Genomic DNA, 26,988 nt, shown 5'->3' with positions numbered 1-26,988 from the left:
TAGTTTAGGGTAGAAGTAAGAAACTTCCATCCATAAGGATTTCCTCTTCCAAAACCATTTCTCGCATTACTTGTTGTACAAGATCCCAGTCGTCATTTAATTGTCGAATCTCTGTTATAGGGTGTTTTTGGCCATCTGCTAAGAAAGTTAGTAGCTGTTCTCTGATAAGCTCTTTCTCGTCCGTATCATCCTCTTTGGTATGTGAAAGGCAGACATCACATTGCTCACAGTCTTTTGACTTCGTTTCCCCGAAGTAAGATAGTAGTTGTCTGCTGCGACATACTCGTTCATTCTGTGCATAATTAATAACAGAATTGATACGCTTTATGAATTGCTCCTTTCTGTCCTCATACACACTCTTGTTAAGGATAACGTCAACACCATCAACACGGTCTTGTGTGTAGCTGATTAGTGGTGTGTTCTTACGTAGAATGAAGTTGATAATACGCTTCTTGCTTAGATTAACCAATACCATATAGGTTTGGTTTCTGTCGAGTCCAGCTTCTTGTGCAATATAGCTTTCATCAATATATCCACTGTCAGAAAATAAACCGCCATAGTTACGGAGTAGGGCAGTGACGACATCATTCTCCTTGTCAGTAAGTGAGTCCAGTCGGTAGAGGTCATCTCTATTCAACAGGAAACGAACACGTGCCTTAGTGTCTGGATTCTGCTCATAATCAATATAGCCAGCTCGTTGAAGAATTGTTAGCGCAGCATTTACACGTATTGGAAAATGTTTAAAGGTGTTGCAGAACTTGTCAATAGGAAACTCGAAGATACATCCATAGCCACTTCCAACACCTATCTGATAGAAGTAGGCTAAGTGTTCGTATACTGTCTGGATATAGTCTTTAGGAGGGAAGGTATCTTCAATGCGTTTTTGCAACGTACGGTTGTCGTGCCCATTATAAAGGAGTACAGCATATGCCTTATTGCCATCACGTCCCGCACGTCCCGCCTCTTGGAAGTAAGCCTCCAAGGAACTTGGACTATCGATATGAATAACCACACGTACATTAGGTTTGTCGATACCCATACCAAAAGCATTTGTAGCAACCATAACACGTATCTTGTCATTCTGCCAGTCATTTTGGCGTTGGTCTTTGACACCAGGTTCTAAGCCTGCATGATACCATGTAGCTGAAATCCCCTGTTCTGTGAGCATTTGTGCAATCTCCTTCGTGCGTTTTCTGCTATGGCAATAGACGATAGCTGTCTTGGGTATAGATTGCAGGATATGTACCATCTCTGCCTCTTTGTCCTCAGTCTGGCGTACGACATAAGCTAAGTTCTTACGCTCAAAGCTCATTCGGAAGACATTCTTCTCTTTAAAACCTAAACGGTCTTGGATATCATCAACAACTTCTGGTGTGGCAGTTGCTGTTAAAGCGAGGATAGGTGCATTGGGAACTAACTTTCGAATGTCTGCAATCTGCAGGTAAGAAGGTCGAAAGTCGTATCCCCATTGGCTGATACAGTGGGCTTCATCAACAGTGATGAAACTCACTTTTATATGTCTTAATTTAGCCTGAAAGATATCAGAACCTATACGCTCAGGAGAAATATAAAGTAGTTTTATCCCTCCAAAGGTACAGTTCTCTAAAGTAGTAATGATGTCATCATGGCGCATACCTGAATAAATCGCAGCAGCCGTGATCCCTTGATGACGAAGATGGTCAACCTGATCCTTCATTAATGCAATAAGAGGAGTAATGACTAAGCATACTCCCTCTTGGGCTAATGCTGGCACTTGGAAGGTGAGAGACTTTCCTCCTCCTGTTGGCATTAGTCCTAAGGTATCCTTTCCTGAACCGATACTTTCGATAATATCTTTCTGTATACCGCGAAAGTCAGGATAGCCCCAATATTGATGAAGAATGTCAAGGTAGGACATTAGACTTTGAGGTTTGAACTTTGAGGTTTGAACTTTGAGGTTTGAACTTTGAGGTTTGAACTTTGAGGTTTGAACTTTGAGGTTTGAACTTTGAGGTTTGAACTTTGAGGTTTGAACTTTGAACTTTAGGACTTGAAGGAAGCCTATTCGTTCGAGTACTACTAATAAAATTCAATCAACCGTCAAGACTCCTCAGTTGGTCTAATATCCTCTATCTGTAATTGTACTGCTCCACGCTTAAAGACATTATCCTCAATGGTGTATGCTATGTCAAACGAGCGTTTCGACTTGATATAGCGGGCAGAGGCACTCTGTCCAAAGGCTATACCATTCATTACGTTATTGGATTTAGAATCGACCAGTTCTAACTTGATATGCTCTTGCTCACGTCCAACAACCTTGCTGGTTCCGAAATCGTAGACATCTAACGTACAGAAGAGAGGCTTTGGGTTTCCAGGACCAAATGGTGCGAAGCGTTTCAAATCAGTATGCAGTTTCTTTGTGATATCCTTAAAGTCAATAACAGCATCAATATCCAAGATCGCTTCACGTTGTTCTGGTTCAATATGCTCTTCCACATATGCTTGGAATCGTTTACGAAACTCCTTTACATCTGCCCACTTCATGGTTAGTCCAGCAGCATAAGTGTGTCCACCGAAGTTTAATAAGAGGTCACGACAGCTCTTAATAGCTGCATATACGTCAAATCCCGCTACGCTACGTGCAGAGCCTGTTGCAAGGTTCTCGTCACGTGTCAAGACTACTGTCGGACGGAAATAGATTTCTGTCAGGCGAGAGGCTACGATTCCTATGACACCTTTTTTCCAATGCTCATCATAGAGAACAATGCTCGACTGATGCTTCTGACTTTCCAAGCGAGCCACAATCTGGTTAGCTTCTTCTGTCATCTGACGGTCTACATCCTTTCGCTGTTCGTTGTATTCGTCAATATGCTTTGCTTGATCGAGAGCTAAACTGTATTCTCTTTCAACAAGTAAGTCAACACTCTTCTTACCATTCTCCATACGTCCGCTGGCGTTGATACGTGGTCCAATCTTGAAGATAATATCGCTCATTGACAACTCACGACTATTCAGACCGCAAATATCTACAATAGCTTTCAGTCCAAGGCTTGGATTTTGATTCAACTGCTTTAGTCCGTGGAAGGTAAGAATACGGTTCTCATCCACCACAGGAACCAAATCTGCTGCAATGCTGACAGCACAGAAGTCGAGTAGGGGAACGAGACGAGAGAACGGAATATTATTGTTCTTTGCAAATGCCTGCATGAACTTAAAGCCTACACCGCATCCGCAAAGGTTTTTAAAAGGATAAGAGTCGTCTGGTCGTTTAGGGTTAAGGATTGCCACAGCGGGCGGCATTACCTCGTCAGGAACATGATGGTCACAGATGATGAAGTCTATTCCTTGCTCTTTAGCATAGGTTATCTCTTCAATTGCTTTGATTCCACAATCGAGGATGATGATAAGTTTTACTCCTGTCTCTTTAGCAAAGTCTATTCCTTTCTTACTAACTCCATATCCTTCGTCATAACGATCGGGAATGTAGTAGTCGATATTTGAATAGAACTGGCGTAAGAATTTATACACCAACGCTACAGCCGTACAGCCGTCTACGTCATAGTCTCCGTAGACAAGAATGCGCTCCTTATGACCCATAGCATCATTGAGTCGATCAACAGCAGCATCCATATCCTTCATTAAGAAAGGATTGATGAGGTCTGCTAATTGTGGGCGGAAGAACCGTTTAGCCGCACTCTCCGTCGTTATACCACGACGAATGAGCAGCGAAGCGAGAATGGGACTAATCCCCAATTTCTCCCCTAAGTCTTTAGCCGCATTGACCTGAGTATCTGCAGGTGGAGTGTAGTTCCATTTAAATTGCATTTTAAATTGTTTTTATTTCTGTCCGTAAAGGTACAAAAAAAATGGCAAATGAGTATGTTATGTGGCGTATTATTTGGTTCTGTTTTTTATGATATTAGCCCCATTAGCCTAATTAGCCCAATTGATAATACAACAACAATCCCGCTCCAAATCATTAGAGCGGGATTGTTTATGATTTATAGATTGTTGAAATGATGATGTCAGAAAGGCTTGTTCTTTATTATCAATTCAACTTGTCTTATTCTTTTAGAGACCCATCTTCTTGCGGATGTCCTTAGGAATAGCGTTCTTGTTTACCATGTAGTCCATGGTGTTAGCTGCAATAAAGTTCTTGGTCATATACCAGATACCTTTGTAGTCACCAGTCTCACCCCATGAATTCTTTACCATATAATACTCCTTACCATTCTGGTCTTTAGCAATACCGAAGATAAGCATACCATGATCATCAGTAAGTTCCCAGTTGTCAAAGCGCTCCTGACGCTGCTGCTGTGTAGGAACAACCTCTGGTACGTTTACACCGAGTGAATCGATGATATCCTTCTTCTTTGCAGCAGAAAGACCAAGCCAGTGAGCCATATCACTACCCTTCATGCTTTCAACCTTCTTACCGTCAACCATGTAAGCCAAACCCTTACGAGTGAAACCTGGCTCGCTAACGTCGCCACCCCATGCTACTGTGTAGCCATTCATGACAGCGTTATCAATGATACGCATCATCTCATCCATTGGGAGGTTATAAGACAATGGGAAACGCCAGTTGTCCTGTACCTCAACAGCAAACTGTGAGTAGAATGGGTGATGTGTGTAAGAAGTAATAGTTACATAGTCACTCCAGTTCAAACCAAGGCTTGCAGCGAAGCTCTTTGGAGTGTACTGCTTGCCTTCGTAAGTGAATGTCTCTGGACACTTGCCAAGATAAGCATCGAGGATACCCTGCAAGCCCTGCTTCCATTGACCAGAAATCTTGTTTGCCTTGTTGCGTGCAATACCATTTACATATGGCTCTAACAAAGAGAAGAACTCATTGAAGTTGTTCAATGAATCGCCATAGAGTGAGCCTGGGAATGGCATAGCACTTTCTGGACAAATACCATAAGTCTCAAGGGTGTGCAATACATCGTATGCAGAACCACCTTGAGCAAACTGGCAATCACCATGGAAGCGAACAACCTGAATAGCGCGCTCCATGTATGTCTTGTTAGCAACGAAACTCTCACAGAGGTCGTATGTCTTACCAGTCTTCTTCAAAATCTCAGCCTCGAAGTAGCTAAGAGTTGAATAGTCCCAGCATGTGCCTGAACGGTTCTGGTCCTTAATACTTGTAATTGGAATCTGCTTTACTACAGTAAAAACAGGCTTGTTAGAGGTTGCACCCTCTTTCTTGTCTGCGGCATTAGCGCCTATCGCAAACAAAGCGAGCAATGCTACAACAAAAGTTTTTCTCATAAGTTTTTTCTTATAAATCGGGTTGCCGTTGTGAGTGATACTCTTGCGGCAACCTTGATGTAAATATTAATTATTAAAAAGTTCTATTACTTATCGGTTTGCGGCAATGAAGTCTTCGACATCTTGTGGATGATAAGGAATAATATCCTTGCCTATGAATCGGCAACCATCCTTGGTGATGAGAAGATCGTCTTCAAGACGGATACCTCCGAAGTCCTTGTACTCATCTAACTTATCGAAGTTGAGGAAGTCGGCACAATGTTTCTTTGCACGCCACTCGTCAATCAATGCTGGGATAAAATAGATACCCGGTTCATCAGTAACGACAAAGCCCTCTTCCAAGCGACGACCCATACGTAAGCAGTTAGTACCAAACTGCTCAAGGTTAGGACGTGTCTCTTCGTCGAAGCCAACATTAATTTGATCGAAAGACTCCATATCGTGAACATCCATACCCATCATATGGCCAAGTCCATGAGGCAGGAACATAGCATGTGCACCTGCAGCTACAGCTGCATCAGTGTCGCCCTTAGCCAATCCAAGTTCTTTCATACGATCAAAGATAATACGGCAAATGGCAAAGTGAACGTCCATATACTTAACACCCGGCTTAGAAAGCTTTAATGCAGCATCGTGGCACTCTTCTACGACCTTGTAAATCTCCAATTGTTTCTGAGTAAATTTACCACTTACAGGGAATGTACGGGTGTTATCAGAACAGTAGTGGTTGACGGTCTCAGCACCACAGTCACAGAGAGCAAGGCGACCAGCCTCCAATACTGCCATCGAAGGATTGCCATGCATAATCTCACCATGCTGAGAGAAGATGGTTGGGAATGATACCATGGAACCATATGAGTTAGCGATACCGCTAACCTGACCACCAACGAACTGCTCAGTTACACCTGGCTTACCCAATATCATAGCAGTTGTGTGCATCTTGTAGCCAATAACAGCAGCACGCTCCAACTCCTCAATTTCTTCCTGTGTCTTTACAGAACGCATCTTAACAACCGCACGGATAAGTTCCATACTTGCTGACTCTTTCTGTTGATTAGGATGAATACCAAAGAGGTCGAATATTTGAATCTTAATATCAGCACGATAAGGAGGTAGGAAATGAACCTTACGATGCTCTCGCAACGCATTGTTACAAATGGTCTTTAGACCCTTCATGTTGACAGTGTTGGCTACACCAACGGCATCAGCCATATCTTTTACAGAGTCAACGCTACCGTACCATACAATGTCGTCGATATCAATGTCATCGCCAACAAGTGTTTCTGTGTCATTGTCAATATCAATAACACCAACTAATCCGTCACGTTTCTGACCAAAATAATAGAGGAATGATGAATCCTGACGGAAAGGATAATATCCATTCGCAGGGAAGTTTGCAGGCGACTCATTGTTGCCAAAGAGAATAATAATACCCTCTCCAACAAGTTTCTTAAGCTCTGCACGGCGCTTTACATAGGTTTCTTTGTTAAACATATTTCAATTATTAGTTGGTTTGAATGCAAAGATAGTTATTTTTGTTTGAAAGTTATTAACTTTGCAGTTGTTTTTTAACGAGATTTTATGCAAATAGATAGGAATACGGGTTTAGTGTTGGAAGGAGGAGGGATGCGTGGTGTATTTACCTCTGGTGTTTTAGATGCTTTTATGAAATATAAGCTCTATTTTCATTACATTGTTGCAGTATCTGCAGGAGCGTGTAATGGTTTGTCGTATGCCAGTCGTCAACCACGTCGTGCTCGTATTTCTAATATTGATATGCTTGCCAAATATGATTACATAGGCTTGCGCCATCTCGTTACGCAGGGATGTATTTTCGACCCAGATTTACTTTATCATCGTTTCCCTTACGAGCTTATTCCTTTTGATTATGAAGAGTATTTCCGTAATTGTAGGAATGGATATATCTTTGAGATGGTGGTGACAAACTGTCAGACTGGTTTTGCAGAATATCTCTCAGAATCGTCAGGTGATACGCATCGTCTTAATGTATTGGCACGTGCTTCTTCAAGTCTTCCTTACGTTAGTAAGATTGTTGAGGTGGATGGTAAGGAGTTATTGGATGGTGGTATTGTCGACTCTATTCCTATACTGCGTTCTATAGAGACTGGACACGAGGCAAATGTGGTCATCAGTACGCGTAACAAAGGTTGGAGAGATACTGGACGTGACCATAAACAACCCAAGTTTATCTATCGCAACTATCCACGTTTACGTGTTGCATTGAGTCGTAGAATAGAAGCATATAATCGGCAACTCGACTTGGTGGATGAGTTGGAGGAACAAGGTAAGATACTTGTTATTCGTCCAGAAGAACCTATTGTTGTAGGACGAATGGAGAAAGATGTTGATAAGCTTGAGCATCTCTATGAGGAAGGTTTCCGATTAGGTGAACAATTTGTGAAGGAGCATCTTCCTCATCTTCTCTAAAAATGATGTAAATATCTATTGTACAAAGGAATATGTAGAAGAATAGGAGCTGTCTATAGTTTTGGTAGATAGCTCCCATTTTTATTGTAATTTAGCTGATTCCTTTCTTTGTAACCATAAGCGCATCTTCCATTATATCCTTTTTAATACTCGAAAAGTCACCGACAACACCTTGAAAATTTATTACATAATTTCAAATAAAACATTCATAAATAACGCCAAAAGTACAAACAAGTGATAGTTTTGTAACAAGCATAATATCAATTAGTTATAAAGTGGTAACGTAAAAGGTGCTTAATTGGACTTCAAAAGGGCGTTAGTAAGGGTCTTAAAGGGCACCTTTTGCAAGTCAATTAGGCATCTTTTAGAAGCCAAAAGAGTATGTATTGGTTTTGAGTTACGTGAAAATAATTTACAAAGAGATAATGATATGAGCATAAGTTATTTGTAGATTAAGGATAGCGATAATATCTATTTGTCTTTTATTGTGCAGTTATCCTCCTTTGTGAGCCCAACTAATAAGAATTATACATATTGTGGTCTAATAACCGATTTGGGTTTAACAGAAGAACCTGAAAATAGGGATTCTAAGTGATAAAACTACTATAAAGTTTCTTTTTACAACCTACCTTAATATATTTTCTTACTTCTTATTTTCCCTTTCTAAATACTTTTTCTTATCTTTGCACAACATATTAAAATAAGAAAACGAATGAAGAAGATAAATTTTCTCCTTGTTGTATTAGCTGCAATGTTGGCGTTTAGTTCATGTAATAAGACTGAGACTTATGCTGATCAGTTGGAGCGAGAGACAGAAGCGATTAACTCATTTATAGTCAAGAAGCGTATAAATGTAATTAGCGAAGAGCAGTTTGCAAAACAAGGGAATACTACAGATATAACGAAGAATCAGTATGTTCTTTTCCCAAATACTGGTGTTTACATGCAGATTGTTGAAAAAGGAACTGGCGAAGTAATTAAGAAAGGCGAGACAGCCACTGTCCTCTGCCGTTTTAGCGAGCGCAACCTTATTACAGATACGCTGCAGTTATCTAATCAGTTCCTCGTCTTTGGTCCTAAGGTTGACAAGATGTCTGTAACAAACACAAGTGGAACATACACCGCTTCATTTGACCCTACTTCCAGTGTGATGGCTGACATCTACAAGAGTACTTCTGTTCCAGCAGGTTGGTTGGTTCCAATGCCTTATATTGCTCTTGGTAGACTGGTAAATGCTTCATCTAAGTTGTCACACGTGAGACTTATCGTTCCTTCACAGCAGGGACAGCTTAATGCTTCAAAGGCAGTCTATCCTTGCTATTATGACCTTACTTTCCAGAGAGGTCTTTAATAGGCGGTGAAGAAAGAAGAAGTAAAAGAATAGAGCGAGAAAAATTAATAAAACAAGAGAACAATAAGGGGAATACCCTTCAAACATATTTTAAGTATGACGCTTATTAAATCTATTTCCGGCATCCGTGGAACTATCGGAGGTCGTGCGGGCGATACGCTGAACCCGCTGGACATCGTTAAATTCGTTTCTGCATACGCTACGTTCATTGCACGTAAGCACCCAGAGAAGAAGCTGAAGATTGTTGTTGGTCGTGATGCACGTATCTCTGGTCCAATGGTTAAGAATGTTGTATGCGGTACGCTGATGGGTATTGGTGCAGATGTTGTGAACATTGGTTTGGCTACAACACCTACAACAGAGTTAGCGGTACGCATGAGTGGTGCAGATGGTGGTATCATCATCACCGCTTCTCATAATCCACGCCATTGGAACGCCTTAAAACTTCTGAATGAGGAGGGTGAGTTTCTTACTGCAGCTGATGGTGCTGAGGTACTTGATATCGCTGAGCGTGAGGACTTTGATTATGCAGATGTAGATGGTTTGGGTAGTTATACTGATGACGATTCATTTGATGAGCGCCATATAGAAGAGGTGATGAACCTTGAATTGCTTGACCTTGAGGCTGTTAAGAATCGTAAGTTCCGTGTTGTAGTTGATTCTATCAATTCTGTTGGTGGTGTTATCCTGCCTAAGCTTCTCGATCGTTTAGGTGTTGAATATAAGTTTCTTAATGGTGATGCTACAGGCGACTTTGCTCACAATCCAGAGCCAATCGCAGCAAACCTCACAGGCATTATGGACGAGGTAGCCAAGGGTGGTTATGATTTGGGTATCGTTGTTGACCCTGATGTAGACCGTTTGGCATTCATTCAGGAGGATGGTAAGATGTATGGTGAGGAGTACACACTCGTCACAGTAGCAGACTATATCCTCGAGCATGTGAAGGGTAACACTGTTAGTAACCTCTCTTCAACTCGTGCTTTGCGTGACGTGACAGAGAAGCATGGCGGTAAGTATTATGCTTCTGCTGTTGGTGAGGTGAATGTTACCACAAAGATGAAGGAAGTCGGTGCTGTTATTGGTGGTGAAGGTAATGGTGGTGTTATCTATCCAGAAAGCCATTATGGTCGTGATGCCCTTGTTGGTATTGCGCTCTTCCTTAGTTCTTTGGCACAGAAGGGACTGAAGGCAAGCGAACTTCGCAAGACTTTCCCTGAGTATTTCATCGCCAAGAATCGTATCGACCTTACTCCTGATACAGATGTTGATGCAATCCTTGTGCGTGTGAAAGAACTTTATGGACAGGAGAAGGATGTACAAGTAACTGATATTGATGGCGTTAAGCTCGACTTTCCTGATGCTTGGGTTCATCTCCGTAAGTCAAATACAGAACCTATTATTCGTGTTTACAGCGAGGCTAACACCATGGAGGCTGCTGACGCATTGGGCAAGAAGTTGATGCAGGTAGTTTACGATATGCAGTAAAATAACCTTATCATATAAAAGAAAAGGATGCTTTTGAGGTTTCTCTAAAGCATCCTTTTTCATTGATAGCCGTTTTATATAATATTTCATCACCGCCTTTATCTGTCTTTTGTTTTATGTTTCGAAATCGTTTCAGTATTGTCTATTATTGCTGTCCAGTAAAAATAAACTGAAAGCTCTGTATCTCTTTACTCATCGGTGTTTCAGCCGTTTTACTTATCCAGGGGGCTTGGTTAAGCATTATAAAATGTGCTTATATTGACAAGGAAAGCCCTATAATAACCAGATAAATTAATGAAATCATAAGTTTAAGTCTATTTTAACTAACACAGATAACTCCAAAAAAGTTTTATCGGACACCAATATATTTAATTATCAGTGAGGTTATACGAAATGTTAAAAGTGACAGCAAACTAAAATAAAAATATCCTTGTAATATGTGTAATCGTTATGTGCTTAAGAGGATAGGCTTGCAACTGGGTTTTAGGACTGACCCGATGTGGAACAGTTGACAGAGCGTGTGTTGTATGAGGCACGTGTGTTTATTGCGCCAGGCTTCATTTTTGGAAGCAATGGTCGGCGTTATGTGCGCATCTCCCTATGTGCAAAAGACGAGCTAATGATGAAAGCACGCGACCGAATTGCATCTTTAGAATGGTAAAATAAGGTTTTATGCATCATTTGTATTACCTTTGGGGAACAATTAAGTAAATAAGGAATAAAAGATATATGATTATGGAGTTAGAGTTAGAGCCTTTGCGACTTCCGAGCGATAAAGAACGTCCGTTAGTGATTGCAGGGCCTTGTTCGGCAGAAACAGAAGAACAGGTGATGTCTACGGCACATAGTCTTGCTGCCAAGGGATGTCATATTTTCCGTGCAGGTGTATGGAAACCGCGTACGAAACCGGGTGGTTTTGAGGGCAATGGAGAGATGGCTTTACCATGGATGCAGCGTGTAAAGGAAGAGACAGGCATGATGATTTCAACCGAGGTGGCGACACCTGAGCATGTCGAAGTGGCTCTGAAATATGGTATGGACATTCTTTGGGTAGGTGCAAGAACATCTGCCAATCCTTTTGCTATGCAAGCTTTGGCTGATGCTTTGCAAGGAATAGACATCCCTGTATTGGTAAAGAATCCTGTGAATCCTGACCTTGAACTGTGGATTGGTGCACTTCAAAGACTTAATCAAGCCGGCTTGAAACGTTTAGGAGTTATTCATCGAGGTTTCTCAAGCTATGAAAAGAAAATTTATCGAAATGCCCCTATGTGGCAGATTCCTATAGAGTTGCGTAGAAGAATACCAGGACTTCCTATCATCTGTGACCCAAGTCATATCGGTGGTCGCCGCGATTTGATAGCTCCATTATGTCAGCAGGCTATGGACTTAGGCTTTGATGGTTTGATAGTAGAGAGTCATTGTACGCCAGAGAAGGCGTGGAGCGATGCAGAACAGCAGGTAACTCCTGATATCCTTGATTATATTCTTTCGCTTTTGGTAGTACGCGATCACAGCTCTACAACTGAAGGACTTAGATTTCTTCGTGCTCAAATAGACGAGCTTGATAACTCTTTAATGGGACTTCTTGCCAAGCGTTTCCGCATTTGTCGTGAGATCGGAGCCTTTAAAAAAGCGCATAATATGACCATTCTTCAAGCTGGTAGATATGGTGAAATCCTCGAAAAGCGTGGCGCACAAGCAAGCCTATGCGGTATGGATGCCAACTTTGCTGCTCAGGTATTTGAATTAATACATGAGGAGAGTGTACGTCAGCAGTTGGAGGTTGTGAATAAGTAGGGTGATAGGTGGTGAGTGTAGATGAATAGTGATGAAGGAGGTTATTATGGTTTTATGTAGATATTGATGAAAAGGATACTGCTGACATGAGGCGTATTAGGCTAAAATATGTAATCATGTGGCACAAGACATTGAGATAAAGAAATAATAACTTACTTATCTATAAACCTGAAATTTATGCGTATATTGTTAACCTTTTTGTTCTTGTTGAGTTCTTTTTTATCAGTAGCTCAAACTCGTTTGACGATTGTTGAACTCAATACTGAGAACTTGTTTGATACTCGGCACGATACTTTGAAGAATGATTATGAATTCTTACCAGACTCTCCTCGACATTGGACACGTACGAAGTATTGGCAGAAACTGAATAGAATAGGACAGACAATCATTGCTTGTGGCGAAGATAGTAGTGGTTGGACGCTGCCTGATATTGTAGGTTTATGCGAGGTAGAGAACGATAGTGTGCTCTTTGACCTTACTCGTCGATCTTTGTTGCGTAAGGCCCGTTATGAATATGTGATGACAGCCTCGAATGATGCGCGTGGTATTGATGTGGCGTTGTTATATTCTCCTTTTTCTTTCCGATTGATAAAAGCCGATACAATACGTGTCATACCCATGAAGGAAATGCGCCCAACTCGAGATATTCTACATGTAGAAGGTGAAATAGAAAGCGGTGATACGCTGCACGTCTTCCTACTTCATGCACCAAGTCGAATGGGTGGTGAACTTTATTCTCGTCCTTTTAGAAAGCACGTGATGGAACAGTTATGTAATGTAATAGATTCTCTTCGTAGGCAGTATGTTGAACCTAAATTGTTGGTGATGGGTGACTTTAATGATTATGCAGATAGTCCTTCACTACAACTTGCGTACGAACATGGATTGATAAATGTGTCTGCGGAAGCGCATGGGTGTAATGGAGCAAAGGGAACTTATCGCTATCATGGAGCATGGGGAAGCCTGGATCAGATACTTGTGAGTAAAAATCTACGTTCATGGATGATAGACTGCCGTATTAATGATGCTCGATTTCTGTTAGAAGAAGATACGAAATACGGCGGAGTAAAGCCCCGCCGCAATTATAATGGTATGCGTTTTAATAATGGATTTAGTGACCATCTTCCACTTGTTCTGCGTCTCCAGCATTGATATTTGCACTTCTTTCCGAATTATTTTCATGAAAAAAAATATTTTTCTTCATGAAAATAAACATTTACTTTCATGAAAATAAATATTTATCTTCGTGAATAAAAAAAGAAAACACTACCTTTCTCGATAGGAAAGGTAGTGTTTAAATTTATGAATTAGTGCAGTCTTCGACTATTGGTTATTAACAAACTTGATGCGTTTGTTACAGTCATCAATCTTTGCCTTAACCTTAGCAATCTTCTTTTCCATCTTTGTAAGGGTCTTCTGACTCTTAGCCAACTTCTTGTTGATAGACTTAGCTTCCTTCAGACGCTTGATAGTGGTCTTTGCATCCTTAACAGTGTTTGATGCGTTGGTTGTGTTGAATTCTGTTGTTGCTATATTTGCTTCAACATTGATGTCAGCAGCTTTCTTGCTGAGTTCGACATTGTTTGCCTTCTCTTTTTCGTAATCTAACTGCAGTTTGTTCAACTCTGTAGTCATCTTGAGCACCTTCTGCTGTTCTTTCAGAGTGTCAATCTTTTCACTATTTAAAGAAGAGGCACAAGATACAAAAAACAACGTTATTAACCCTAAAAAAAATAATCTCTTCATCTTTGTATTCTATTTAAATTAATTGTGCAAATGTATATAAAATATTGTTTATATGCAAAAGATAATATGTAAAACCTTTCCTTTTATGTAGAAATATTGTTTTTTAACAACTATCTTTTGCGTTATTATCCATCTATAAGTCAGTTCTCTTGTTATCTGAAAGCCTAATCTTTACTTAGATAGAATCAGCTTCCAATGTCTTTTTCTTACTTTGTTTTGAGGGTTGATTGTCTAAGCCGATTTCATCCAGAAGACCATCCATAGCACTTCCCAAGAGTCCTTCGATGGCTGAGGTTGCAGGTGCAATGATGTTTTCCTGCAACATCTTCTGTGCTTTCTTCTTAAGTTGTTCCTTCATGTTGATTTCCTCCTTCTTGTAATACAGCTCTGCAGCTTCTCGAAGGTCATCTTCATCTACGGTAAAGATATGCCCGAACACACCTAATGATACAATATGATCTTTTCCATCGTAGTGTACCTTACCTAATGAACATACAACATAGTTATCAACAGTGACGAGGTTATCAACAGCAGTCTCAATCACCTTACCTGCAAAGGCATTGCTGACTGTTTTGAAAGCGTTGTCGATGAAAGTGTTGCCTGTAAGATTATCGTTGTCATTTACAGCATTGTTCACAGTCGTGGTGATAACGGTAGAGAGAACTTCCTTGTGTTGTTCCGTCTTAGGACAAGTAACAACCATTACTGCAACCAAGACTACGAGTGTGAGCAAAATACTGATAAGGCAGCCAGTGTGACTCTTCTTCTTAGGTGCTGGTTGTGGCTGCTGAACTGCTTCTTGTGGTGCAGCTTGTATGATTGGTCTGGCTTCAACAAAAGGTATCTCTTCTGTTTTAACAGGATTATCAGTTGAATCTTTGCTCTCAAAGAGTGTGCGAAGTTCCTCTATCTGGTTGGCAGGAACCCATTCTACACCATCTGTTGGCATAACCAATGACGTTTCATCCAACTTACGTTCAGCTAATTCGTTGAGGCTATAAGGACCTCTTTTTTCTTCATTAATCTTGATATAGTATTCCATTCTTATCTTTATTTTATGGTAAAGGGGAAGAATCCTCTTATTTAGGCATCTATTAATCACTCTACCAGTTTGTTCGGTGCGAAGTTAAATATTATTTCTGAACTGGCAAAGGAGTTGCTTTCTTTTTTAATTCTACAGGTGGCTTTATAGCTATATAAGACTTGTTTTTAGGCTTTCTGTAAATAGAATTAATCGTTTCGTAGTGTATTTTTAGTCATGTTATTTGCGAGTTAAGTATAAAAGACGTATTTTTGTAGCATCAAAAAGAATAAAAATTGAATTTATAATAATGTCTTAAGACAACAAGAAATGATTGAATTTATTCAGCCTTATGTAGGATTACCTTGAAACTTGTTACGGGTATGATTGGTATCTTGGCTTTTCTGCGTATTACAGGAAAAGCCCAGATGGCACAGCTTACGCCACTTGATACCGTGAGTGCCTTTGTGATTGGTGCATTAGTCGGTGGTGTCTTGTATAATCCAGATATGTCTATGTGGCATATTCTTTTTGCTTTGGCAGTGTGGACGGGCTTTAATATGCTTGTTCGTTTTGCTATGCGTTCTGCTCGTCTACGTCATATTATCAAAGGAGAGAGCGTTTTTCTGGTGAAGAATGGCGTTATTAACTTTAAGAATTTTAAGCGTAATAGCCTTGAAATGGAGCAGTTCCGTTTGCTATTAAGACAAAAGGGAATCTTCTCTATGTTTGAAGTTGAGGATGTTTTGTTTGAAGCAAATGGTGCAGTGACAGTTCTACCAACCGGTAAGACATCAGAGTCTTTTTTATTGGTAAATAATGGTGAGTTCGTAGCGAGTGGTCTTATGCAGAGCGGTCGTTCACAGGCATGGGCATTACGCGTTATCAAGAAGAATGGATTTAATAGCCCTGGAGAACTCTTCTGTATGGAGTGGACACCAGGTAAGGGTATTTACTTCGTTACTTACGATGGTCGCGTTAAGCGTGGAGTGGTAGAAGTAGATGCTCAAGAGATTGAACCAGACAACGCACAAGTATAGAAACTTAAAATAAAAATAGTGGTACATGGCTTATGTATCACTATTTTTATATTAATTTTGGTGTGTTCAGAAAATATCTGTAGCGTATTAACGTTGATATTATAAAGCTACGATTTATATTCTGTTAGCTTTGTAATATAGATAATGAAACTATTTGGTCTTATTGTTTAAAGGGACAATAAAATATGAAAAAGCTATTGTTAATAGTCGATCCACAAATCGACTTTATTACAGGAACACTTCCTGTAGCAGGCGCAGCAGAAGCAATGGATGCGCTGGCAACGTATGTAAAAGAGCATGGTAATGAATATACTGTGAAGATAGTTACAGCAGATTGGCATCCTTATCATCATAGTTCGTTTGCTGATGAGGGTGGAGTGTGGCCACGCCATTGTGTGCAGCATTCTATTGGTGCAGCTATTTGGGAATCATTATTGGTTGCTCTTAATGAATCAAAGGGCGGCTTTACCTTATTATATAAGGGTGATAGCATAGAAAAGGATGAGTATTCTATCATGCAAAATGAATCTTCTGCGGGTGTTCTCAGCCAGTTGATTAAGGCTTTGAGGATAGAACAAATAGATGTTTGTGGCTTGGCTGGAGATATATGCGTTCTAAATACTGCAAAGGATTTAAAGGATGTTATTGGCAGTGCAAAGCTTAATGTACTTGAAGATTATTCGCCTTCTTTGGATGGTGGAACGGCTTTAAGTGCTTTTATTGCAAGCCTATAACAAACGAGACGATGATTGATTTGTTCTGTTTTCTTAAAAGGAAATAGAGCTAAAACAAATTAGAAGGAGTTAAGTCCATGTCTGTCTCCGCTACTATCTATAGAATGTTAGCGTGCGAAGATAGGATTTAACTCCTTCTAATATATTGTTTTTTACTGCTGTGAGAAGTAAGTCCTGACGAAAGATAATTGTCTAAAGTCTGTTAGTCTTACTTATCAGCAATGCGTCAAGTATGGTCATTGCAGCCATAGCCTCAACAATAGGGACTGCACGAGGTAAGACACAAGGGTCATGTCGGCCACGTACATCCATTGTTGTTGCTTCACCCTCCATGTTCACCGTTTGCTGTTCCATAAGCAGAGTTGCGACAGGTTTGAATGCAACACGGAAGTAAATATCCTCTCCGTTACTGATACCACCTTGTATACCACCACTATGGTTGGTTTCTACATTGCATATTGGATATTGCATACTATCACCAGCAGGTAGGAAGGTATCATTCTGTTGACTCCCTCTCCATGAAGAACCAGCAAACCCTTCACCATATTCAAAGCCCTTCACAGCATTGATACTAAGCATAGCCGCACCTAATTGTGCATGAAGTTTTCCAAATTCTGGTTCGCCTAAGCCCACTGGACAGCCTTTGATAACGCAAGAAATAACGCCACCGATAGTGTCTCCTTCGCGCTTTACCTGTGCTATTAGGTCCTCCATCTCCTTTGCTTTTAATGGGTCGGGACAGCGAACTGGGTTTGACTCAATGAGATTTAAATCATATTTATGATAATCTTTCTCAAGTAGAATGTCGCCCACTTGTGAAGTGTAGGCAGAGATACTGATACCCTGTTGGCGCAACACAAGTTTGGCTAAAGCACCTGCTACGACACGTGAAAGTGTAATGCGAGCAGACGCCCGACCGCCTCCACGATGGTCACGAATACCATACTTACTATAATAAGTATAATCGGCATGCGAAGGACGGAATAAGTCACGGATATTATCATAGTCCTTTGAATGTTGATTGGTATTGCGGACAAGAAAGCCAATAGGCGCACCTGTTGACTTTCCCTCAAACACACCGCTCAGCAGTTCTATTTGGTCTGCTTCCTTTCTGTCCGTTGTGATATGGCTTTGACCTGGTCGGCGACGTGTCAACTCACGCTGAATGAAGTCTGTGTCAATGGTTACACCAGCTGGCATACCATCAACTATACCACCCACGGCAACTCCGTGGCTTTCACCGAAGGTGGTAAGTGTGAAGAGCTTTCCGAATGTATTCATGCCAAAGTTCCTATGAATGATAATCGTGATGCGTGATTGATAGGAAAGAAAAGTATGTTGTAGACTTTCCTATCATCTCCTTCTCTTTATATGTTCCATTGTAAATAGCTGGACGGGAGAGGGGGAATTTATCTTAATGACAGCCGCAGCAGCCTCCTTCACCTTCCTCATGGCCTCCGCATCCACAGCCACCTCCGTTGTCGTTACCGCAGCCTCCGCCACATCCACCACCACAGTGATGCTGATTCATTTGTTCAAAGAAGTCTTTTACTTCTTCTTCACTTGCCTCACGATTCTCGAAGACATGACCATAGAAAACAAGGTCCTTTCCTGCAAGAGGGTGGTTGAGGTCGATGGTTACTTTATCGTCTGATATGTCCAAAACCTTTCCTAAGAAGCGCTGACCATTTTCGTTCTGCAAAGGAACAACTGCATCTTTATAGATGTTCTCAGTATCAAAAACTCCGTTAGGTGAGAAGGTAGCCTTGTCGAGAGCTAAAACACTGTTGTCGTCATGCTCCCCATAAGCCTGCTCCTTAGTGAGAGAGAACTTGAAGTCAGCGTCTTTTTCAAACTTAACAATCTCCTGCTCAAAGGCTGGTAACGCCATGTCGCAACCTGTATAGAGCTGCATAGGCTGCATATCTTCTGTCTTTTCGAGGAATTGCTCCTCACCATTTTCGATACTATATAGTTCGTAACTGACTACAACGAGTCGATGTTTATTATTCTCCATTGTTATTTTTATTAATCGATATTTATTATACGTATTTGCAAAGGTAATGATTTAAAACGGAATAAAATCTGCTTAGTTACTGTTTTTTCCTTTTCGTACTACTATTATATATGGTTTATTAGGAAGGGTAGGGTCGTATCTATGTTTTTGTAACTGATATAAATCAAATGCATTGATGTGTGTCAAAAATATAAGCAAAAATCAATGATAAGTAACGAATAGTTATATTGAGTCTGAATAATCTTGTAACTTTGCATTCGTAATAAGGAAATTAATTACAGAATAAAAGATAATGATAAGTCTTTTAATAAGACTTTAAATAATTAAGAAAGGATAATGAATATGAAGAAGATTGTATTGACAGTAGCAGCAGTGATGAGTATGACAATGGCTTTTGCAGCAGGTGAGAACGATAACAACAACACAACAACAAATGCTAACGCATACAAGTTCAATGTAAGCACATACGCTCTTAGTCGTGCGTTGAATCTTAATTATGATCAGGTTGATGTTGTTGAAGACATTAATTGCACTTTTGCTACAGAGATGATGAATGCTTCTGTTGCTGATAACTCAGAGCGTGACGCTAAGGTTCAGAGTGCTATTAAGAAGGATCTTTCTTATATGCGTTATGTTTTGAACGACCGTCAGTATCGTGAGTATGTAAAGCTTCTCAACGTTACACTGAACAACCGTGGCTTGAACAAGTAAGAAATCAACATATTCTCATGTAGAGAAGGTTTCATATATGTAAATGGAAGGCTATGAGTCAGATTCTGACTTATAGCCTTTTTTTGGTTCTTCCGTTAAATATGTGGATGCTTTTCGTATTGCTTTAACGAAACAACCAAGGTTACTCACTAAACAAAAATATGGCTAAAGCAGTCGTCTATCTATCCTATTATCATCCTCTGACATTGAAAATCATTTCTTTTTAAACTTCGAAAATCTGTAGATAAGACTTTGAAAAATCATTACATATATTCAAGGAAAATATCTATAACTAATGGTAAAAACAGATATACGAAGTAGGTTTGTAACCATAAGTAAATCAATCAGTTATAAAGTGGTAAAGTAAAAGATGCTTAATAGGACTTCAAAAGGGCGTTAGTAAGGGTCTTAAAGGGCGTCTTTTGCAAGTCAATTGAGCATCTTTTAGAAGCCAAAAGAGCATGTATTGGTTTTGAGCTACACAAAAATAGTTTACAAAAATCAATGATATGGGAATAAGTTGTTTGTAGAAGGGCCATGTTGATGCTTCGTACATATGGTACTGAGGCTAATACATCTTGCATATGTCAGTTTTTTTTTGTTCCTTTGTGGCAGAATACATTACTTATAATACATTATTTGTAATTAGCCCATAAAGAAATGAATCGTTTAATAGTTTTTCTACTCTTTATATTTACCTCTCTTGGTATTATTGCTCAGCGTCCTCGTTATGAGAAGATGTCGCCATTTGTTCGCGAAGCAATGGCATCGGCACTGGCAACGAAGCAGTTTACTCGTAGTCAGAGTGATGATAGATTGTTGACTGCTTTTGTACGTATTGATGGTAATGCGGCAGAAGTTCTAAGGCTGTATGGCTGTAAGGAGTTGGCACGTGTGGGGGATATTAGTATAGCAGCCATCCCTCTTAGTAACCTCGGGGCATTGTCGTGTGGCAGACAAGTGAAGCGAATAGAGACAGGAAGACGATGCAGCATACAAATGGATACTACTCGATTAGTTGTTAATGCTGAAAAAGTTTATACGGGTGAAGGACTATCGCAGAGTTATACTGGACATGGTGTCGTTGTTGGTGTACAAGATATTGGTTTTGATTTGACGCATCCTAATTTTTATTCAGCTGATATGAGCCGGTATCGTATCAAAGCTTTATGGGACCAGTTGTCGCGCGATACGATCGGTTCAACATTATATGTAGGTCGTGATTATGTAGGTCGTGATGCCTTGTTAAAATTAGGACATCCTATTGATGGTGAGACACAGACACACGGAACACATACAGCTGGCATTGCTGCCGGTAGTGGGGCAGAAAGGAATGGAGTCGTTTCTCCTTATCGTGGTATGGCTTGTGATGCCGACTTGGTATTGGTTGATAATGCTGCAGATAATGCATCTTTGATAGATCCAAAAGATTATTATAAGTTTACCTATGCCACAGATGCACTTGGTTTTAAGTATATATTCGATTATGCGGAACGTATGCATCAACCGTGTGTCATCAATTTTAGTGAGGGTAGTTCGCAGGATTTTCATGGCTATGACCAATTATATTATGAGCTACTTGCTAAACTAATAGGACCAGGACGAATCATTGTTTCTTCTGCTGGTAACGATGGAGCAAGAAATTCGTATATACATAAGAATATAGGAAAAGAGCGAGCTGGAGCTTTTATCATGGGTAACGAGAAACGCTTTAGTTGTACGGCAAAGTCTAAGCAGACTTTTACTTTTCGAGTAAGTGTATATGATAACGTGGCTTCTCCTCAAATCGTTGATATCTCAACGGTTAATGTTTGTAATGCTCAAGACTCACTACTTACCGATTCCTTATTAATAGGTGGAAAGAAATATATATGGCGTGTGTTGGCATATCCGAATAGTTATGATGCACGCGAGACGGCTTATGATTTTCAAATTAGTAGCCCATCGAAGCTTGGAGATAGTCCGCAAGTTTCACTACAAGTTATAGGCAGGGATGCTGATATAGAACTTTACCGTATGTCGGGCTATATGTTTCCACATTCACTTGACCCCGTGTTGGATGCAGGAGATTGTAGATATACAATCTTCTCACCATCCAGTTCGCCAGATGTGATATGTGTTGGATCGACAAGCTATCGTACACAGTTTATCAATTATTTAGGAGAAAAAAAGGTGTATGATAGTGGACAAAAGGGCATCCGTTCTTCTTTCTCAGCTATGGGACCAACATTGGATGGGCGTATAAAACCAGACGTAATGGCACCAGGTCAGAATATCATCTCATCTTATAGTACCTTCTTTATCAATAATCCAAAGAATGTAAATGCTTCTGTAAAAAGTGATGTGCGTCATTTTGAATATAATGGTCGTACCTATGCTTGGAATGCTAATGCAGGAACGTCAATGTCTGCACCAGTTGTGACGGGTGCGATAGCACTTTGGTTACAAGCTGATCCAACGTTGACGCCAGCTGATTGTCTGGAGATATTCGCTAAGACTTGTTCTCATTATGATACGTCACTCAGTTATCCTAATAATCTTTATGGATATGGGCAGATTGACGTTGCTGCAGGACTGAGAGAAGTTTTACGTAGAAAGGCTTTGGGTATTAATACGATTGGTCAAAAGAAGGTATCAGAGCAATATGATAACCGTATTTACCTCTTAGATGGTCGTTATGTAGGAACTTCTGATGCGAATCTACCTAAAGGTATATATATAAGAAACGGAAAGAAGTTTGTAAAGTAAAAGAAAGTACTCACTAAAAGTAGGTATTTTGCACAAACCATCATTTTTAGGTATTGCAGGTAATAGTTTTTCATTGTATCTTTGCAACCGTAAAGATTAATAAAATCAGAAATTAAATCAGTAACAAAATATGAAGAAGACTATTGTTGTTTACGGTTCATCAACCGGTACATGCGAAAGCATTGCAAATACCATCGCTGAGAAGCTCGGCGTTGAAGCTATTAACGTATCAGATTTCTCTGCAGAAGTTGTAGCAGAGAATGACAACCTTATCCTTGGCTCTTCAACATGGGGCGCAGGTGAGTTGCAGGATGATTGGTATGATGGTATTAACGTACTGAAGGGTGCTGACCTCTCTGGTAAGACTGTTGCAATCTTCGGTTGCGGTGATAGCGAGAGCTATTCAGATACTTTCTGTAGTGCAATGAAGGAGATTTATGATGCAGCACAGGGTGCAAATATTCTCCCTGGTGTATCAACAGATGGCTATACTTTTGATGACAGCGAGGCTGTTGTTGATGGTAAGTTCGTAGGTCTTGCTTTGGATGATGTAAACGAAGAGGATCAGACTGAAAGCCGTATTGATGCATGGTTGGAGGCTATCAAGCCAGCATTGTAAGGTAAATTGAAACTTAGTGCTTACATTATAACTATTCACACGAAGGGATAACTATGATGACAGATATGATGACCGCCGACATGAAGGTGTTGATGAATCACATCTATGAGTACAAGAAGGGTGTTCGACAGATGGTCTTGTATACTTGTAATAAGAAGTATGAGTCATTCGCTACGCTCCGTCTCGAGCATCAGAATATCCCATATATCATCCAGCCGGTGGGTCGTGACCGTATGAACCTGTTCTTTGGTCGTCAGGAGTGTCTTGATGCCATCCGGCTGATGATTACCAAACCTCTTAACCAACTAACGCCAGAAGAGGATTTTATTCTCGGTGCAATGTTGGGATATGACATTCGCGTACAGTGCGAGCGGTACTGTGAACGCAAGTGCCGCACTTGTAAATGTGCGACATAAGCCAGAATTATTAAATGATAATCTTGTTCGCGAAATAAATTATTTCATAATGTTTTTGTATTATAAATAGGCTTGTCGGGAGACAAGCCTTTTTATCTTTTATACGGTTCTTACTTGCTGAAACATAAAACTCAGATTGGTCATTAGAAGCTAAACAGATTTTGTTTTCAGTTGCTGTCACTTTTAATATTTCTCGTAATATGCATATTATAAAGTGTTTATGTTAGGATGATAGTAGTGATAGTAACTTTAAACTCATGTCGTTTATTAGTGACTAAGACTGTCTAATTTGATTGACAAATAAATGAAAGAAGTTAAGAAACAATATGCAAAGTAGAAATGATGAATATTATCGTCTAATGATCGATTTGGGTTAAATAAAAGTAGGTGTGTAAAAATACAAATATCTTTCGGTAATATTATAATTTGAAATAAACCAATCAAAAAAGATCATTTCAATAGTCGTTTTATAGTAAAGAAATAGTCTTTTCTTTTCGGAGAATCCTGCTAATAGTTCTAAAGCTTGTCAAACTGTAAATTTATATTTTGACACACCCTTTTTTATGCTATTTTATTATTCTACCTTTAATGCTGTATTTGCAGCAACATTTACTTGTATTTCATATCCAGCTTGCATTTCTGCTTTTGATCCGCAAATAAAACAAGCTGGCCATACAACAAGGGCAAATAAAACGACAGACAAGGCAGTTCTATTTTTACCTTGAATCTGCACCATGCCATTTTGTAGTGGTATAACAGTACCATTTGGCATAACCATTTCTGTAACATTAAAGCTTAATCTTCCTTTGGTACCCCACCACGAAGACCTCTTTGCTAATGTGATTATACCTGAAACAGAGGTTCCGTAAGGGATAGCAGTTACACCATCGATGTTGATGTCGCGAGCTACTGTAAACAATACTTTGTCTCCAGCTTTTACATCAGCAGCAGCTACTGTGTTAGTTGCTCTTAATGGGATAATTGTTCCAGCTTTTAACTGAACTTCTTTCTGTGCAAAGACAGATACATACACTAAGCTCATAACGAGCGTAAATAAAAACTTTCTCATAGTTTTTTGTTTTATGCAAACTTGATTCCCAAAAGTAAGCGGTTTATTAATTAAGTAAATAGAAAAAGCGTGGGAACTATTGAATGTTATTCTACACGAAGCTCTGGACTGCTTTTCACCGAATAACAAACAATAGCCCACGCATTGAGGTATATCATTCCCTTTGGAAAAGGGTACAATAATCCCAAGCATGAGCGTATTGCCGCCATCCTCGGTGAATGTAATTGTCCAGATTACGTGCAGAAGATGATTTCAAACGCTCTTTTAAAAGATAGAACTCTTTATAGTGCACACTTTTATATAGGTACACTGGAATTCGGATACAAAGATAGATAATTTTTCTTATAAAATGTTTTATTCCTTCAAGAAAATACATTCTTAGTGAAATTATTTGTATCTGCTTTTTATCATTATATCAATATCTTGTTATTTTGAGATGTTTATATGTGAATAACACCATATTTAGTTTAAATGTACGTTGCTGTCACTTTTAACATTTGCCGTATTTTATTGACGATAAAAGGGTTATGAGTATATAAGATGTGACAGATATGACAGGAAAAATAGTTTTACCTAAAAGTTGATATAGTGATGTTTTGTTTATAGAGGGCAATAGAAGATTCTAAATGAAAGGACGAAGGCTAATATTAACAGTATTTTGTTAGTATATAATTCGCTGAGGACTCTCTTTTATATAGGTAATTTTGTGTTTACTTGGGAGGGGTATTTCTCAATATAACCAAGTAATAAATACTCTCTCTTGGTGGTGTAAGTCTCATTTACTAACAAATGGGTAAAGGTCTTCCTATCTACTTTTCGGAAGGTGTATATCATTAGCACTCATGGTGTTTACTGTTAGCACCATGAGTGATGAGTATGAATACATTGGCTGAGGGGGGAGAATGGGATTATCCCAAATCCGTCATTAGAGCCTAAACATATTTTGTTTTATTATCGAGTAGATTGTTTGGCTTTGGAACACAGGCGTAGCGGGCTACGCCAAGTTACAAAGACAGACAAGATGCCGATAAGGAAATAAAAGATGTTAGGAAACAAAACTATAGTAATAAGAGCTATACTTTTGTGGTCTAATGACCGCATTTGGGATTATATTAATCCCTTCTAAATATATCTCTTGTGTACACTTTTTCCTTTACATCATCAAGGCATTTATCGTATCTGTTGGCGATAATGGCATGACAACGCTGTTTGAAATCTTCAAGATTATTGACAACAAGACTGCCGAAGAAGGTCGCCCCGTCTTCAAGTGTAGGCTCATAGATGATGACTTGCGCACCCTTTGCCTTAATACGCTTCATTACTCCTTGAATTGAACTTTGGCGGAAGTTATCACTATTAGATTTCATAGTAAGTCGATAGACACCAATGACGCACTCTTTCTCATCTTCTGGGCTATAGTCACCACGGTCGTAATAGTCGTAATATCCAGCTTTATGCAACACTTGGTCGGCTATAAAATCCTTGCGTGTACGGTTACTCTCAACGATAGCCTGGATAAGATTCTCAGGTACATCGGCATAGTTAGCAAGCAGTTGCTTAGTGTCCTTAGGCAGACAATAGCCACCATAACCGAAAGAAGGATTGTTGTAGAAGGAGCCAATACGTGGGTCAAGACATACACCTTGAATGATGTTAGATGTATCAAGACCTTTTACCTCAGCGTAGGTGTCTAACTCATTGAAGTAACTTACGCGTAGTGCAAGGTAAGTATTAGCAAAGAGTTTCACCGCTTCTGCCTCTGTTAATCCCATAAATAGTGTAGGGATATTCTCCTTTATTGCTCCTTCTTGTAGTAATTGGGCAAATAGCTGCGCTGCTTGTTCCAAGCGTTCGTCACCTTCAGGACGACCAATGATAATGCGACTTGGATAAAGATTGTCATAAAGCGCCTTGCTTTCACGTAGGAATTCTGGAGCAAAGAGAATGTTATTACACTTGTATTTTGCTCTAATATGCTCAGTGTAACCAACTGGAATCGTAGACTTAACAATCATGATAGCATCAGGATTCGCCTTCATTACGATTTCTATAACTTCCTCAACACGTCGTGTGTCAAAGTAGTTCTTCACAGGATCATAATTAGTTGGCGTAGCGATGACTACAAAGTCCGCATCCCTATAAGCAGTCTCTGCATCCAATGTGGCAGTAAGATCTAAATCCTTCTCTGCCAAATACTGTTCAATATAATCATCTTGAATAGGCGAACGTCTGTTGTTTATGAGGTCAACCTTTTCTTTTACTACGTCAACAGCCGTTACATGATGGTGTTGACTCAGCAGTGTTGCAATGCTGAGACCTACATAGCCCGTTCCGGCTACAGCTATTTTTAAATCTTTAATATCCTTATCCATTGTCTTGTTCAGATTCTTTGCAAAGATACGTATTTCTATTTGAATAAGACAATGGATAAGAACAAAATCCTTACTAAAATCTTTCTTATCTCTTTTTTACTTTCTATCTTCTTTTCCTATTGCTTGTTCAGTAAGGATTATTTACCTAAATTGGG

The 26,988-nt window shown here is 39.7% G+C and carries 20 protein-coding genes and 2 pseudogenes; 12 read left to right on the top strand and 10 right to left on the bottom strand.

Translation table 11 applies throughout. The features are described from left to right. Window positions 1–4 precede the first annotated feature (4 nt). The 4 genes from FIU21_RS08835 to FIU21_RS08820 form a co-directional block, all read right to left on the bottom strand. Window positions 5–1,897, bottom strand: a complete 1,893-nt coding sequence (locus tag FIU21_RS08835) for a RecQ family ATP-dependent DNA helicase (RefSeq protein ID WP_004360150.1) — start codon at window positions 1,895–1,897, stop codon at window positions 5–7. 182 nt (window positions 1,898–2,079) lie between these two features. Further along, complete coding sequence (gene recJ, locus FIU21_RS08830; RefSeq protein ID WP_004360152.1) at window positions 2,080–3,804, bottom strand: single-stranded-DNA-specific exonuclease RecJ; 1,725 nt, start codon at window positions 3,802–3,804, stop codon at window positions 2,080–2,082. 246 nt (window positions 3,805–4,050) lie between these two features. Next, window positions 4,051–5,253, bottom strand: coding sequence for a C1 family peptidase (locus tag FIU21_RS08825; RefSeq protein WP_004360154.1), 1,203 nt, complete (start codon window positions 5,251–5,253; stop codon window positions 4,051–4,053). Window positions 5,254–5,343: 90 nt separating this feature from the next. Next, complete coding sequence (locus tag FIU21_RS08820) at window positions 5,344–6,747, bottom strand: aminopeptidase P family protein (protein WP_004360155.1); 1,404 nt, start codon at window positions 6,745–6,747, stop codon at window positions 5,344–5,346. Window positions 6,748–6,834: 87 nt separating this feature from the next. Here FIU21_RS08820 and FIU21_RS08815 point away from each other — a divergent pair, with 87 nt between their 5' ends. From FIU21_RS08815 to FIU21_RS08790, 6 genes and pseudogenes are all read left to right on the top strand, one after another. Further along, the gene (locus FIU21_RS08815; protein WP_004360158.1) at window positions 6,835–7,701 is read left to right on the top strand and encodes a patatin-like phospholipase family protein; all 867 of its coding nucleotides are present in this window, start codon (window positions 6,835–6,837) and stop codon (window positions 7,699–7,701) included. A gap of 712 nt (window positions 7,702–8,413) precedes the next feature. Then, window positions 8,414–9,052, top strand: a complete 639-nt coding sequence (gene bamK, locus FIU21_RS08810) for a BamK family beta-barrel-assembly machinery protein (protein WP_004360160.1) — start codon at window positions 8,414–8,416, stop codon at window positions 9,050–9,052. 96 nt (window positions 9,053–9,148) lie between these two features. After that, window positions 9,149–10,540, top strand: a complete 1,392-nt coding sequence (glmM, locus tag FIU21_RS08805; protein WP_004360161.1) for a phosphoglucosamine mutase — start codon at window positions 9,149–9,151, stop codon at window positions 10,538–10,540. A 496-nt stretch (window positions 10,541–11,036) separates the two neighbouring features. Beyond that, a pseudogene (locus FIU21_RS08800) lies at window positions 11,037–11,201 on the top strand (aminotransferase); the annotation flags it as partial. Window positions 11,202–11,275: 74 nt separating this feature from the next. Then, a complete protein-coding gene (locus tag FIU21_RS08795; RefSeq protein WP_036886231.1) occupies window positions 11,276–12,340 on the top strand; it encodes a bifunctional 3-deoxy-7-phosphoheptulonate synthase/chorismate mutase type II in 1,065 nt (354 codons plus the stop codon). A gap of 177 nt (window positions 12,341–12,517) precedes the next feature. Then, on the top strand, window positions 12,518–13,492 hold the full coding sequence (locus tag FIU21_RS08790) for an endonuclease/exonuclease/phosphatase family protein (protein ID WP_004360166.1): 975 nt from the start codon (window positions 12,518–12,520) through the stop codon (window positions 13,490–13,492). Window positions 13,493–13,663: 171 nt separating this feature from the next. Here FIU21_RS08790 and FIU21_RS08785 read toward each other — a convergent pair whose 3' ends face one another. Beyond that, complete coding sequence (locus FIU21_RS08785; RefSeq protein ID WP_004360168.1) at window positions 13,664–14,086, bottom strand: hypothetical protein; 423 nt, start codon at window positions 14,084–14,086, stop codon at window positions 13,664–13,666. A gap of 175 nt (window positions 14,087–14,261) precedes the next feature. Further along, entirely contained in the window at window positions 14,262–15,128 is an 867-nt protein-coding gene (locus FIU21_RS08780; RefSeq protein ID WP_004360170.1) for a DUF4339 domain-containing protein, read from the bottom strand. A 309-nt stretch (window positions 15,129–15,437) separates the two neighbouring features. Here FIU21_RS08780 and FIU21_RS08775 point away from each other — a divergent pair. Together FIU21_RS08775 and FIU21_RS08770 are read left to right on the top strand one after the other, a co-directional pair. Beyond that, window positions 15,438–16,147, top strand: a pseudogene (locus tag FIU21_RS08775) (DUF421 domain-containing protein). Between the two features lie 185 nt (window positions 16,148–16,332). Beyond that, window positions 16,333–16,881, top strand: coding sequence for an isochorismatase family protein (locus FIU21_RS08770; RefSeq protein WP_004360173.1), 549 nt, complete (start codon window positions 16,333–16,335; stop codon window positions 16,879–16,881). 192 nt (window positions 16,882–17,073) lie between these two features. On the opposite strand, the gene aroC is transcribed toward FIU21_RS08770, so the two are convergent. Next, window positions 17,074–18,162: a chorismate synthase gene (gene aroC / locus FIU21_RS08765; RefSeq protein WP_004360174.1), complete on the bottom strand. Its 1,089-nt coding sequence runs from the start codon at window positions 18,160–18,162 to the stop codon at window positions 17,074–17,076. A gap of 133 nt (window positions 18,163–18,295) precedes the next feature. After that, complete coding sequence (locus FIU21_RS08760; protein ID WP_004360175.1) at window positions 18,296–18,898, bottom strand: FKBP-type peptidyl-prolyl cis-trans isomerase; 603 nt, start codon at window positions 18,896–18,898, stop codon at window positions 18,296–18,298. A gap of 336 nt (window positions 18,899–19,234) precedes the next feature. On the opposite strand from FIU21_RS08760, the gene FIU21_RS08755 reads away from it, so the two are divergent. From FIU21_RS08755 to FIU21_RS08740, 4 genes are all read left to right on the top strand, one after another. Next, entirely contained in the window at window positions 19,235–19,609 is a 375-nt protein-coding gene (locus tag FIU21_RS08755) for a hypothetical protein (RefSeq protein WP_004360176.1), read from the top strand. Window positions 19,610–20,269: 660 nt separating this feature from the next. Further along, window positions 20,270–22,357, top strand: coding sequence for a S8 family serine peptidase (locus FIU21_RS08750; protein ID WP_036886204.1), 2,088 nt, complete (start codon window positions 20,270–20,272; stop codon window positions 22,355–22,357). Between the two features lie 130 nt (window positions 22,358–22,487). Beyond that, window positions 22,488–22,976 (top strand): flavodoxin FldA, encoded by a 489-nt coding sequence (gene fldA / locus FIU21_RS08745; protein WP_004360178.1) that lies wholly within the window; start codon window positions 22,488–22,490, stop codon window positions 22,974–22,976. Window positions 22,977–23,032: 56 nt separating this feature from the next. Beyond that, on the top strand, window positions 23,033–23,392 hold the full coding sequence (locus FIU21_RS08740) for a DUF2023 family protein (protein ID WP_004360179.1): 360 nt from the start codon (window positions 23,033–23,035) through the stop codon (window positions 23,390–23,392). Window positions 23,393–23,966: 574 nt separating this feature from the next. Here the strand turns inward: FIU21_RS08740 and FIU21_RS08735 are convergent. Both FIU21_RS08735 and FIU21_RS08730 read right to left on the bottom strand, forming a co-directional pair. Next, on the bottom strand, window positions 23,967–24,461 hold the full coding sequence (locus tag FIU21_RS08735; RefSeq protein ID WP_004360180.1) for a hypothetical protein: 495 nt from the start codon (window positions 24,459–24,461) through the stop codon (window positions 23,967–23,969). Between the two features lie 1,112 nt (window positions 24,462–25,573). Next, entirely contained in the window at window positions 25,574–26,833 is a 1,260-nt protein-coding gene (locus FIU21_RS08730; protein ID WP_004360181.1) for a nucleotide sugar dehydrogenase, read from the bottom strand. Window positions 26,834–26,988 lie beyond the last annotated feature (155 nt).

The organism is Prevotella melaninogenica (genome assembly GCF_013267595.1).
Taxonomy (GTDB): Bacteria; Bacteroidota; Bacteroidia; order Bacteroidales; family Bacteroidaceae; genus Prevotella; species Prevotella melaninogenica_D.
Note: the sequence above shows the minus strand (reverse complement) of the source record. Positions and strands in the feature narration are given on the sequence as shown.